The following is a 12595-nucleotide window of genomic DNA, read 5'->3' as shown; positions in this document are numbered from 1 at the left end:
ACCCGGTTAGGCCGTGAGCAGCGAAAGCGCGGTCACGGCCTGGAGCGGTAGCACCCCGTTGCCAAGTGCCGTGATCTGCTGGTTCTGCGTCAACTCGTCGCTGTCGGTTACCCAGCCGGTCGGTAGGCCCATGAGCCATTCGACGAATGCTGGTGCTGGGCGGGGGCCATCGGCGCCGTTCAGGAGGGCTGGCGCAGGCGCGGGGCGTCCGGTGATGTGTTCCCAGCGGGTGATGGCGTCGGCGTAGCGTCCCCAGCGTTGAACAGTCCGTCTATCAGGGACCACAGCGTCTCCGACTCGGCTCTCCTGCTCGGCGAACCAGCCGGTCCGTGGAGTACGAAGTCGATGATCTGGTGCGACAGTGCGATCGTCCCTCGCCGGGCTCGCACCTGGTCGAGGGTTTCCCCGCCGCGTGAGGAGTCGGTTGCCAGCGGGGTGCGGAAGCGTGCGGTGGCCGAGGATGAAGATGCGGAGCCTGTGGTGAGGAGCGCCGACAAGGGAAGCCGGTAGACCGATCCATCGCGCATCCAGCCGCAGGTCGGCCAGATCGCCGAGAACGGCGCCGAGAGCCCGTAGAGGTCGAGCTGCGTTGTCTCCCAGATGCCACGGGTCGGGTTCCATGCTGCGAAGGGTTGCGTCGTCGGGGGTTGCGTCACTGGGGTTGCGTTGGTCATGGTCGTCTCCTTCTGGCAGTGGCCGGGTCGCGGGTGAGGACAGCAGCCCGCGGACGTTCTCGATGACGACCCACTCGGGCTGGAGCGCGTCGATCGCTGCGGCCATGTGTGCCCACAGTCCCGAGCGGGTGCCGGGCGCGATGCCGGCGCGCTTGCCGACGGTGGACACGTCCTGGCAGGGGAAGCCGCCGATGAGGATGTCCACGGGCTCAACCTGGCGCCAGTCGATAGCGGTGATGTCGCCGAGGTTCGGCGCGTCGGGCCAGTGGCGGGAGAAGACGCGGGCGACTGGCTCGTTGAGTTCAGAGAACCATGCCGTTCTAGCGTTGAAGACGTGCTCGACGGCGAGGTCGAGGCCGCCGTAGCCGCTGAACAGCGACCCGATTCTGAGTCGTGAATCGCTGCTGGCGTTGAGTTCGTGCATGAAGAGCGCTCCGGCTGACAGTCGTCCCCGACATCCGCGCCTCGTCGAGAACCGATGCCGAGCTGGTCACCTGTCAGGTGCACGACTCCGACACGCCGCTGGTCACCAACCGACCCGACGAACTCCAACAGGCCGCCGCATCTGCCGCAGAAGCCTCCATATCTGGCCTCCGCTCGGGCCTCCTTCTGAGGCCACACGCCTCTTGCAGGTCGAGGGGAAAGGGCTCCATCACCGCAGAAGTCACCGGACGGGGGTGCTCACCTGCCCGGCATAGACGGGAGGTGAACATGACTGTTTCGATGCGCGTCATGTCAGCGGGAGACGGCTACAAGTACCTGCTCAAGACGATCGTGGCGGCCGACGGCGACCGGTCGCTATCAACGCCCCTGACCCGCTACTACGCGGAGGCCGGAACCCCTCCCGGACGCTGGCTTGGCGCCGGAGTCGGCGCACTGGGGCACGGTGAACTCTCCGTCGGTGACCGCGTTTCAGAGGCACAGCTCCAACTCCTGATCGGCATGGGGCGAGACCCCATCACCGGCAACCCACTCGGCTTGGCATTCCCGAACTACAAGACCCCGCCGGAGCGGATCGAGTCCCGGATTGCCGACCTCGAAACGTCCATGACACCTGGCGTCAAGGGTGAAGCGGTCGCTCAGATCGTGGCCGAGGAGACCGCGCGGGGAGCCCGGCGGGCCGTGGCGGGCTTCGACTTCACGTTCTCGATCCCGAAGTCCGCGAGCGTGCTGTGGGCAGTTGCGGACGCTGGGGTCCAAGCGCTGATCGGTGAGGCGCATCATCGGGCGGTTGCGGAGGTGGTTGCGTTCATGGAGCGCGAGGTTGCAGCCACCCGCACCGGCGCAACCGCCGGAGACGGTGCAGTTGCCCAGGTCGATGTCACCGGGCTCATCGCGACCGCGTTCGATCACTTCGACTCCCGCGCCGGCGACCCTCACCTGCACACGCATGTGGTCATCAGCAACAAGGCCAAGACCGCCTTCGACGGCAAGTGGCGCTCACTCGACGGCAGGCCGATACACGCCGCCGTGGTCGCGCTCTCCGAGCTCCACGAAGCCGTGTTCGCCGACCACATGACCCGCACCTTCGGGGTCTCCTGGGAAGCCCGCGAGATGGGCCGCGACAAGAACCCGGCCTGGGCGATCACCGGTGTGCCCGAGCAACTGGTCGCGGAGTTCTCCACCCGTGCCCGTCACATCGACATCGAGACCGACCGCCTCATCACGGAGTACGTCGCCCAGCACGGTCGCCAGCCTTCGAACGCGACGATCCTCAAGCTCCGCGCCCAGGCAACTTTGACCACTCGGCCCGAGAAACTGGTCCGGTCCCTGGCCGACTTCACTGCCGAGTGGCGAGCCCGCGCTACGAAGGCTCTTGGCCGGGACGCGACGATGTGGGCGCGCGAGGTGACCGACAACGACAAGCCGCTGCTGCTTCGCGCCGACGACGTGCCGCTCGACGTGATCGGCGAGATCGGGCGCTCGGTTGTGGAGGTGGTTGGTGAGAAGCGATCCACTTGGCGACGGTGGAATCTCATGGCCGAGGCATCCAGGCAGACGATGGGCTGGCGGTTCGCGACCATGCAAGACCGAGAAGCCGTCGTCGCGATGGTCGCCGACGCCGCCGAACAGGTATCCCTCCGGCTGACGCCACCTGAGCTCGCTACGTCACCGGCTGTGTTCCGCCGCGAAGACGGCACCTCGGTGTTCCGGCCGAAGAGATCTACCGTGTTCACCTCAGAGACGCAGCTCGCGGCCGAGGACAGGCTGCTCGAACGCGCCAGCAACCTGGCCGGACCGACGGTGGCACTTGCGACGGTCGAGAAAATCACGCGTCGCGCCGACCCCGAAGGGCGGCTGCTCGGTGACGACCAAGCCGACGCTCTGATCCGCATCGCGGTGTCGGGACGGATGATCGATGTCCTCGTCGGCCCAGCGGGAGCGGGCAAGACCACCGCCATGAACGCGCTCCGCCGGGCGTGGGAAGCCGAGCACGGCTCCGGTTCCGTCGTCGGCCTCGCGCCGTCAGCGGTCGCCGCCCAGGTGCTCGCCGACGACCTTGGGATCGCGACCGAGAACACGGCGAAGTGGTGGCAGAACCATCTCCTGCACGGCACCACCTTCGAGAAGGGGCAACTCGTCATCATCGACGAAGCCTCGCTCGCGGGCACCCTGTCCCTGGACCGCATCACCCACCTCGCCCAGGACGCCGGGGCGAAGGTACTGCTGGTCGGCGACCACGCCCAGCTACAATCCGTGGACGCCGGCGGCGCGTTCGCGATGATCGCCAACAACCGGGACGACACCCCGGAACTGGTCGACGTTCACCGCTTCACCCACGCCTGGGAGAAGACCGCCTCACTCGAGCTACGCCACGGACGCACCCAAGCCATCGACTCCTACCTCGCCCATCAGCGCATCACCGGCGGCGACGCCGAGACCATGACCGATGCCGCCTACAACGCCTGGCGCGCCGACCGCGACAAGGGCCTCGTCTCAGTGCTGATCGCCGAGACCCACGAAGACGTGACCACCCTCAACCAACGCGCCCGCGCCGACCTGATCCACAACAAGACGCTGAACCCCGACCGCGAGGTCGAACTGCGCGACGGCACCGCCGCCGGGGTCGGCGACACGATCATCACGCGGCTCAACAACCGACGACTCCGCACCACGACCGGACGAGACTGGGTGCGCAACGGCGATGTCTGGACCGTCACCGCCGTCGGCGACGACGGGACTCTCACCATCGCGCGCGACCACGGGGTCGGTACCACTGTCCGTCATGGGACCATCGCAGTACGGAAGCGTGGGCGAAGGTTCGGCGGCAGCATCATCCTTCCAGCCTCGTATGTCTCCGAGAGTGTCGATCTCGGCTACGCAGTGACCACCTTCCGTGCGCAAGGGGTCACGACTGACACGGCGCATGTGCTGGTCGAACCGACCTCGACCAGAGAAACGTTCTACGTCGCGATGACCCGAGGCCGGCACTCCAACCGCGCCTACGTCACCCTTGATCGCGCCGATGACCATGCAGAGCCGCACCCCGGCGATGACCCCAACTCGACCGCACGCAGCGTGCTCTACGGCGTGCTCCAGCACAGCGGAGCCGAACTCTCGGCCCACGAGACCATCGTTGCCGAGCAGGAACAGTGGGGCTCGATCGCCCAGCTCGCCGCCGAGTACGAGACCATCGCCGCCGCAGCCCAACACGACCGCTGGGCCACCCTCATCCGCAGCTCCGGACTCACCGAAGAACAGGCCGACAGCGCCATCGAATCCGAGGCATTCGGCCCACTCTCCGCCGAACTCCGCCGCGCCGAGGCGAACCATCACGATGTCGATGCGCTGCTGCCGCGGTTGGTTGCAGCAAGGGGGTTCGGCGACGCCGACGACATCGCCGCCGTCCTCCACTACCGCGTCGAGCGGGCCACCGCCCGTCCCGCAGGCTCGGGCAGGACTCGCAAGCCAGCGCGCCTCATCGCCGGCCTCATCCCATCGGCGCACGGCGTCATCGACGTTGAGATGCGAGCGGCTCTCGACGAGCGAGAGGAACTGATCGAGGCACGCGCCGACGCTGTACTCGAAGCCGCGCTCACGGAGAGCACACCGTGGACGAACGCTCTGGGAGCAGCGCCCACCGACCGGCGACGAGCGGCGACCTGGCGCAAGTCCGAACGCGTGATCGCCGCCTACCGTGACCGCTACCGCATCATCGACGACGCACCCCTCGGCGCCCCACCCGAGTCAGCGGCCCAGAAGATCGACGCCGCCCGAGCACGAGCAGCACTCGAACAGATGCGAACCTTGGAAGGCAGAGCAGAGCGACCGCCAGCAGGTCGAGCACCGGGCAATCAGGTGCCCGGCATCTCGTTGTGACCCTCCACGGGATGTTCCGACGCGGAACCGCTCGCGTCGCTAGGATGGACTGAGGTGACGTGTCGGTTCGGCGAGCCTGCACGCTGCGAGAACGTCAATCTGTGTTCTCCTGGAGGTGAGCGTCTAGACGGGAAGGAGCGCTGAAGCTTGGCAACGTACGCAGTGAAGCTTGAGCGCTCAGTGCCGCTCACACTCCCGAGACATCCAGATGCTCCCGAGGACGATGGCTTCGAAGAGTGGTGTGCGCAGGAGAAGGCTTCCGGGCGACCGCTCGCCGTCGACCTGTTCTCCGGTGCTGGTGGACTCGGGGCGGGTGTCGAAGCGGCAGGCTGGACCGTCATCGCAGCAGTAGACCACGACCGCGCTGCCCTGGAGACGCATCAATCAAACTTCCGCGGGCTTGCCCTCGATGTGGACATGTCCGATCAGGGCCAAGTGGCGGCTCTCATTGAGAGACTCAAGCCACTCGGGATCGATCTCGTGGCAGGTGGTCCTCCGTGCCAGCCATTCAGCCGGGCGGGGCGAGCAAAGATTCGAAGCCTCATCAACGAGGGCGTCCGCGATGAGGAAGATGCTCGGAAGGAACTCTGGCGCTCGTTCATCGACGTTGTCCTTGCGGTAGCCCCTCGCGCCGTGCTCATGGAGAACGTCCCGGATATGGCGATCGGCGACGATCTCACCGTCATCCGCGAGATCGCCATGCTCCTCGAAAAGGCTGGGTACATCGTCGACTACCGGCTCCTCGATGCGTGGCGCTACGGAGTGCCGCAGCACCGCAAACGGTTCATCCTCCAGGCACGCAATGACGGGGCACTCCCAGCCTGGCCAGAACCAGCGACGACCCGGCCAACGGTGCGTGACGCTATCGCCGACTTGCCGACGCTCGACGACACGACGGGCGCCCGTGAACTGCGCTACACGGGCGAACCCTCCAGCACGCTCGCCAAGGCACTCCGCGGAGATGGGAACAAGGACGTTATCCACGATCACATGACTCGGCCAGTCCGCGACGATGATCGGGAAGCCTTCGAGTTGATGACCCCATCGACGCTCTACTCGGACCTCCCCGAACGGCTTCGTCGCTACCGTTCGGATACGTTCAACGATAAGTACAAGCGCCTCGACTGGGACGACCTCAGCAGAACCATCACGGCTCACATTGCCAAAGACGGCTACTGGTACATCCATCCCGCAGAGCACCGTACTCTCACCGTCCGCGAAGCCGCGCGCATCCAGACCTTCGCAGACGACTTCCGCTTCGCCGGAACCCGCAGCGACGCGTTCAGGCAGATCGGCAACGCCGTTCCACCAAACCTGGGCAGGCACGTCGCCGAGGCGATCCTCCCATTGAGCTCGCCGCGCAGCGAAGCTCCGCGTCTCCCAGCGATACGCGAGCTACTCGTTCAGTGGGCGAAAGAACAGCGCGCCGTGAAGTGGTGGTGCTATCCCGGCCCAGACATGACTCGGGCCGCTGCCGCCGTCGCATCGCTGCTCGACGTTCACCGCATGCCGGCCGCCCCCGCTGAGACCCTGATGACGCCGCTGCGCGGCGCCCAGGACCTGTCACTCGATCTACTCCAGCACATCGACGTCCATACGCTCAGCGCTACCCGCAAGAAGACCATGCGAGCACTCCGCGAGTGTCTCCGCAACAATGACGACGAGGGCTGGCCCGAGCACGTCGAGCCGATGCTCGGCGAGGCCCAACGTCGTCTCTACTCACTGCTTCAAGGCTCGGATGAACTTGTCGTCAACGGCCATGTGAGCAAGGTCGTCGCGCTCCTGATGAACCTTCCAGACGATCACACCGGCCTGCGAACCGATATCAAGGTCGCGTTGGCGCAACTCGTGTCCAGGGGAGATGAGGCATCGCTGCGAATGTGCGCCATCCGCGGCATCACCGTCGCCGAAGCGCGGGCGCGCACCGCGTCCAATATCGTCGCAGCGCCGAACGAGGACTACGAGGAGTGTGCCTCGTGACAAGCACTGCGAACCAGGATCACGACGGCGAACCGGCAGGGCGGGGCGCGCTGCGCCCCAGAGCGCGACTTCTCAGGACGCTCGGCAGTGACCTCATCAGCAGCGACAAGGTTGCTCTCATCGAGTTGGTCAAGAACTCTTACGACGCGGACGCCAGTGTTGTCCTAATCCGCTTTCGCGGTCCGTTGAAGGCGGGCGAGGGCAGCATCGAAGTCTGGGACGACGGGCACGGCATGGACGCCGCAACTCTCCAGACATCCTGGCTCGACATCGCCACCGACACCAAGCGGCGGAAGCCACACAGTGACAGCGGGAGGCGTGTTCTTGGCGAGAAAGGGATCGGACGCCTTGCTGCCGCACGCCTGGGCGAGGAGATGCTCCTCACCACGAGGAAGCAGAACGCTGCCGAGGTCAAGCTCCTCATCGATTGGACGGACTTCGACCGGGAGGATGCGTACCTCGACGAGATCGAGGTCGCTTGGGAGGTCGGCGAGCCGGATGTCTTCTCAGCTGAGGGAGCAGCATATGCAGCCTTCAGCGAGCTCGACGGCGACGGATGGCATCAGGAACGAGGCACGGTTCTCCAGATCGACCGGCTCTCTCGGGAGTGGACTCGCAATGACCTTCTTGAGCTTCGAACGGCACTCACCCGTCTCATCCGGCCGCGTCCGCAGGGCTCAGGCGTCGGCTCGGCGACAAGCGAATCTACCGAGCCGGACTTCCAGATTGTGCTCGAACTTGCGGAGGTAGGGGACTCGCTGGAAGACCTCGCAGGTGCTATCGAGCCGCCGGCGGACCTGCGGACCCCCCATTACCGCCTGAGCGGCTCGATCGATGCCAATGGATCGGCAACGCTCCACTACGAGCAACAGGACCCGCCGGAGACTCAGGACATCGGCGTGATGCAACTCTGGGACCTCGAAAGCCGCCCCCCGCAGGCTGGCCCGTTCGATTTCGAGATCAGCGTCTGGGACCGAGACAAGACCGCACTTCAGAGATCACTCCAAGCCGCCAACCCCGAAAACACTGCGCCAAGCGCCAGTGACCTCAAGGGCTTCCGGGACACGATGGACGAGGTTGCAGGGGTCAGCATCTATCGCGACGGGTTCCGCGTCCTGCCGTTCGGCGAGAGCGGAGACGATTGGCTCGGGCTCGACCTGCGACGCGTGCAGAGTCCGACCCTGCGGCTGTCCAATAATCAGATCATCGGTCACGTCTTCATCGGTGCTGACACGAACGAAAGCCTCAAAGACCAGTCCAACCGCGAGGGCATCCTCGCCGGGGCTGGCTACGCCGATCTTCAGTACCTGGTGCGGGCTGCGCTCAATCAGCTCGAACGCCGCCGCTACGGTGCTCGACACCCAAAGAAGGAGCAGCCGGAACGTAAGGGGGGCCTGTTCGAACGGTTCGACCTCGGCGAGATCAGCGCTGCCTTGAAGCAGAGCTACCCGGGCGACAAGCGGCTACATGGCCTCATCGACGAGAAGAACCGCGACATCCAGGAAGGCGTCACACAGGTCCAGAACGTCCTCTCTCGGTACTCACGTCTTGCCACTCTCGGAGCGCTCATCGACCGAGTGCTTCACGATGGACGTACCGTAGTCACCCGGCTCAAGAACATCGCACGCTTCGGTACCCGAGACCTCAACAAGACGAGCCTGAATGACAGCGAGAAGGTCGGCATCGCGCTCGGGTCAATGACTGACACCGCCGAACAGGCCGAGCTCCTATCCTCGCTGTTCAAGCAGATCGAGCCCTTCGGCGGACGGAAGCGAGGCCGCCCCAAGCAGGTCAGTGTCAGTGAAGTCATCGACCGTGCGATCTCGATACTCCAGCAAGAGGCTGATGATCGCAGCGTGCAACTCGTAGGTGATGGCGCTGACATCACCGTCAAACTCGACGAGGCGGAGCTTCTGACCGTCCTCGTGAATCTGATCCAGAACGCGATCTACTGGACCGCAACCCAGCCCCAGGGGATCGAGCGAAAGGTCGTCACCGGCGCTCGTACGAACGAAGACGGGTCGCTGACCCTGGTCGTCAGTGACTCGGGACCGGGTGTTCCCTCCGAGAGTCGTGACCACATCTTCGATCCCTACTTCTCCAGCAAGCCTGATGGCGTCGGACTTGGACTGAGCATCGTGGGCAACCTCGTAGAAGACATCTACGCCGGAGAACTCACGCTAGTTGATGAGGGCGCGCTCGATGGTGCAACGTTCGAGGCCACCTTCAGGAGGCGTGTGTAGTGAGACAGGTTGTACGAATCCTCATCATCGAGGACCAAGCGGCACTCGCAGCGGATGCTCAGCGGGAGATTGAAGAGGCGTTCGAAGACAGCGATGAGATAGAGGCCCAGGTTCTCGTTGTCACTGACTTCGACGAAGGGTTCCAGAAGGTTCGCGACGGTGAGAGCGATGTCGTAGTGCTAGACGTCCGACGCGATGCCACCGCCTCCACGCCAGAAGACGACACGGCTGGGCACGCTGGATACCTCGACATCAAGAAGGCGCGATTCGCTCCGATCGTCTTCTGGACAGCCCTGCCGGAAAAGGTGTCGCACGAGGAGATGCCACCGCTCGTCACCGTTGTCACCAAGGAGGACACCGAGAAGCTCCCCGCCGCCATCGCTGCGGCGGTCGCCAGCCGGGCGCTCGTGACGATCAACGAGATCGAGCAGCATGTCGCGTCGGTGCTAACCGAGCACATGTGGAACGAGCTCGCTCCAAATTGGACTGAGTACGTCGTAGACGGCGAATCTGCGGACATCGCCCAGGTGTTGCTAAGCCGACTCGCACGAATCCTCGACGACCGGCGAGAAGAGGCCAGCGCCTCGCACCCGAGTCACCGCTACGTCTACCCACCTGCTTCGGCGCGACGTGCGCCAGGTGACATTCTCCGCGCGTCAGACCAAGGATGGTGGGTAACCCTCACGCCGGCGTGCGACTTTGCCCAAGACAAGGTTAAGTTCGCTCTCCTCGCGCGCGCCGATCTGCTGGAGTCGAACGCTCGGTACCAGAAGTGGGTTGAGGCGAAGTCGAAGGGTGCCTGGAATGAGCTGGAACGGAACGTGCTGAAGGCGACTCAGGGACGCTACTACTATCTCCCAGGGTTCAGGGACATCCCCGAATTGGTACTCGATCTGGAGAACGTCCGGGCCGTCGCGGTAGATGAGCTCGGAGCGATGGAACCTGTCGCTTCGCTAGCCAGTCCATTCTCTGAGGCGCTCCTCGTACAGCACAGTCAGTTCCGTGGCCGAATCGGTGTGCCGGACCTCGATGTCAGTCTGGTCCAAGCCCGCCTGCTCTCCAGCAGCACGACGGACTGATCTACCTTTCGCCTACTGGCGTCACATTGCTCGATGCGGGTCGGACCGCGGCGAGGACACGCTCGGTACTGCTGAACCAATCGGAGGTCCGCCCACCGGGCGACGCTCAGGATGATCTACAAGGTCAGAGACGCACGTGACCAGCTTCGCGGTGCCCTCGCGGAGTAGGTGGTGAGGCCCGACGCTCGTTGCGCTGGTCACCGGGCCAGGAACAGCACCCACGACGCGGCCGAGTTGGTAAGCGCGCCGGGCGACCGCCATCGATCCAGAGCGGGCACCGGCCTCAACTACCACGGTTGCTGCGGAGAGCGCGGCCATCAGGCGTGCGCGAGCGAGGAAGCGGTGGCGCGTAGGAGCGGCACCTGGTGGAACCTCGCTGACCATGAGGCCGAGGTCCGCCACTCGCTCAAGTAGCTCGCGGTGACCCATCGGGTAGGGGCGATCAACGCCGTTCGCCATGACCGCGATCGTGTCGCCACCGGATGCCAGGGCCGTTCGATGGGCAGCTCCTTCGATGCCGTACGCACCGCCCGCAACCACGACCCGCTCAGCGTTGGCGAGGTCGGAAGCCAGTTCTCCGGCCACGTGCTCGCCATAGGAAGTCGCGGCCCTGGCGCCGGTGATCGTGACAAACTCGCTAAGCGGTCGCGCCAGGAACGAGGAAGCGCCACGAGTCCACAGGACGTATGGTCGCCGATCACCAAGATCGTCGAGCGCGGACGGCCAATCTTGGTCGCCAGGGATCAGCACTCCGATACCCATGCGCTGGGCTTCGACGATGCGCTGGGAGTGTGTCTGAGCGTCCGAGCGCTCGAACTGGGCGCGCCACACCCGTGCGTCAACGGTGCCGAGGCCCGGCACCCCATCGTCACGCTCAGCGAGCCGGAGCACCTCAACCGCTCCCACCTCGCCCAGGAGACGGCCTGTCACGGCGTCGTCTGGTTCGACGATCATCGACAGCGCCATCCGTGCTGTGCGCTCGTCCTGGACCAACTCGCTCAGCTTCGTCATCGTCGGCTCCTCTCACTCCTACAGAGAGGTGCACGCGGCGACACGGGAGCCGGAGGGGTTCCGCGAAGGCCACCCCCGGCGTACAGTGGAGGTTCAGGCAGGTTCTCCTCATATTGCGGGTCCTCCGGGACGGCCTTCGGGCACTCATACACGTTCTGCCTCCTCGACGGAGAAACACGTGTGACGAGAGGCCAGTCATGTTTCGCTTCATCTGGACGCTCAGCGTTCGCACCCGCGACTACCTGCATCGCTACATGCCGAGCAACCGACTGCTCGCAGCCATCCGCACCCGACGCGGACTCAAGTGGGGGCTACCCGCGATGCTGGTTGCTCTCCCGTACTTCCTGATCGCGTACGCCTGCTCCGCCGCGGTCGCCGACGGCGGTCCCGGCTGGCTACACCTCATCGTGCTGGGGGCGTGCTGGAACGCACTCAAGTTCATCATCATGGGACCCGTGAGCATCGTGCTGCTCGTCCGCGCACGCCTGCACGAGGCCGCAATCCGTCGCCATCAGCGCCGCGAAGCCTCCGCCGAGGCAGACACTCGCGTCCCGGTACTGCACGCCTAGAATCACCCGACTGCGACCAGGGACGAGTCGATCCGAGACCGACGCCCACCGCCAGGCCGGATCACGATGCCGTGCGATGCGAGAGCCCGCCGGACAGCCTGAGGCCCTGCCCCAACCTTCACGCCGACCTCTACCAGCGTCAACCCGCTGAGGTAGAGGTCGGCTGCTTCGTGGATGCGGGAAGGGTCGAAACTTCCGCGTCGGATCGGAACTTCCCGACGAACCAGGTGGGCAGCCACAGTTCGGCGGTTCACGCCGAACCGCGCCGCCAGCTCGACGAGCGTCGCTCCCGACCGATACTCGGCCACCAGATCGTCGACCTGCTCTGGCCGCAGAAGGGTTTGAGCCATCTCAAGTGACCGCACCATCCGACCCCGCACGTCCGTCACGGTCGGCCTCGACCCACGCCGGTCCTGCTTGTAGAAGCCGCGTGACCTGCGCAAGGATAGGGTTTTCAAGGGTGGGCAGGGGTTCTCAAACTCTCTACGCAGGTCCACCCTTCCTGATCAGCCCGGACAGTGTTCCGGGCTGTTCTCGTCTCCGGGGTCGTCGTCCCCCGAGTGACTAACTGAGTGACTACCGGCCAGCGGGAACAGGTCGTCCATCGCAGTCGCGCCCTCGTCGAGGACGGGTTTGAACTGCTTGCGGTACACGGCCTCGGTGACCGCGGTCCCGCTGTGCCCGATGAGCCGGGAGATCTGCTCCAGCGGGACGCCGGA

At 65.2% G+C, this 12595-nt stretch carries 7 protein-coding genes and 1 pseudogene; 5 read left to right on the top strand and 3 right to left on the bottom strand.

Annotated features, from left to right (window positions below; all coding sequences use genetic code 11):
* Positions 1 to 6 precede the first annotated feature (6 nt).
* Positions 7 to 1098, bottom strand: a complete 1092-nt coding sequence (locus ACFQE5_RS13925; RefSeq protein ID WP_379585332.1) for a DNA cytosine methyltransferase — start codon at positions 1096 to 1098, stop codon at positions 7 to 9.
* A gap of 287 nt (positions 1099 to 1385) precedes the next feature.
* Here ACFQE5_RS13925 and mobF point away from each other — a divergent pair, with 287 nt between their 5' ends.
* The 4 genes from mobF (at position 1386) to ACFQE5_RS13905 (ending at position 10296) form a co-directional block, all read left to right on the top strand.
* A complete protein-coding gene (mobF, locus tag ACFQE5_RS13920; protein WP_379585331.1) occupies positions 1386 to 4994 on the top strand; it encodes a MobF family relaxase in 3609 nt (1202 codons plus the stop codon).
* A gap of 147 nt (positions 4995 to 5141) precedes the next feature.
* Positions 5142 to 6974 (top strand): DNA cytosine methyltransferase, encoded by a 1833-nt coding sequence (locus tag ACFQE5_RS13915; RefSeq protein ID WP_379585330.1) that lies wholly within the window; start codon positions 5142 to 5144, stop codon positions 6972 to 6974.
* A complete protein-coding gene (locus ACFQE5_RS13910; RefSeq protein WP_379585329.1) occupies positions 6971 to 9217 on the top strand; it encodes a sensor histidine kinase in 2247 nt (748 codons plus the stop codon). The genes ACFQE5_RS13915 and ACFQE5_RS13910 overlap by 4 nt, the downstream gene beginning before the upstream one ends.
* The gene (locus ACFQE5_RS13905) at positions 9217 to 10296 is read left to right on the top strand and encodes a hypothetical protein (RefSeq protein ID WP_379585328.1); all 1080 of its coding nucleotides are present in this window, start codon (positions 9217 to 9219) and stop codon (positions 10294 to 10296) included. Before ACFQE5_RS13910 ends, ACFQE5_RS13905 begins: the two co-directional genes overlap by 1 nt.
* A gap of 21 nt (positions 10297 to 10317) precedes the next feature.
* Here ACFQE5_RS13905 and dprA read toward each other — a convergent pair whose 3' ends face one another.
* Entirely contained in the window at positions 10318 to 11307 is a 990-nt protein-coding gene (dprA, locus tag ACFQE5_RS13900; RefSeq protein ID WP_379585327.1) for a DNA-processing protein DprA, read from the bottom strand.
* Positions 11308 to 11504: 197 nt separating this feature from the next.
* On the opposite strand from dprA, the gene ACFQE5_RS13895 reads away from it, so the two are divergent.
* Complete coding sequence (locus ACFQE5_RS13895; RefSeq protein ID WP_379585326.1) at positions 11505 to 11876, top strand: sulfate permease; 372 nt, start codon at positions 11505 to 11507, stop codon at positions 11874 to 11876.
* Between the two features lie 506 nt (positions 11877 to 12382).
* On the opposite strand, the pseudogene ACFQE5_RS13890 reads toward ACFQE5_RS13895, so the two are convergent.
* Positions 12383 to 12595: pseudogene (locus tag ACFQE5_RS13890) on the bottom strand (hypothetical protein); the annotation flags it as partial.

The organism is Pseudonocardia hispaniensis (assembly GCF_042658695.1).
Classification (GTDB): domain Bacteria; phylum Actinomycetota; class Actinomycetes; order Mycobacteriales; family Pseudonocardiaceae; genus Pseudonocardia; species Pseudonocardia hispaniensis.
The sequence above is the reverse complement of the archived record's forward strand: the minus strand, read 5'-3'. Positions and strand labels throughout refer to the sequence as shown.

Excerpts from the sequence above, each read along its gene's own strand:
- dprA (WP_379585327.1), bottom strand. The coding sequence starts at position 11,307 with ATGACGAAGCTGAGCGAGTTGGTCCAGGACGAGCGCACAGCACGGATG.
- ACFQE5_RS13925 (WP_379585332.1), bottom strand. The coding sequence starts at position 1,098 with ATGCACGAACTCAACGCCAGCAGCGATTCACGACTCAGAATCGGGTCG.
- ACFQE5_RS13895 (WP_379585326.1), top strand. The coding sequence starts at position 11,505 with ATGTTTCGCTTCATCTGGACGCTCAGCGTTCGCACCCGCGACTACCTG.
- mobF (WP_379585331.1), top strand. The coding sequence starts at position 1,386 with ATGACTGTTTCGATGCGCGTCATGTCAGCGGGAGACGGCTACAAGTAC.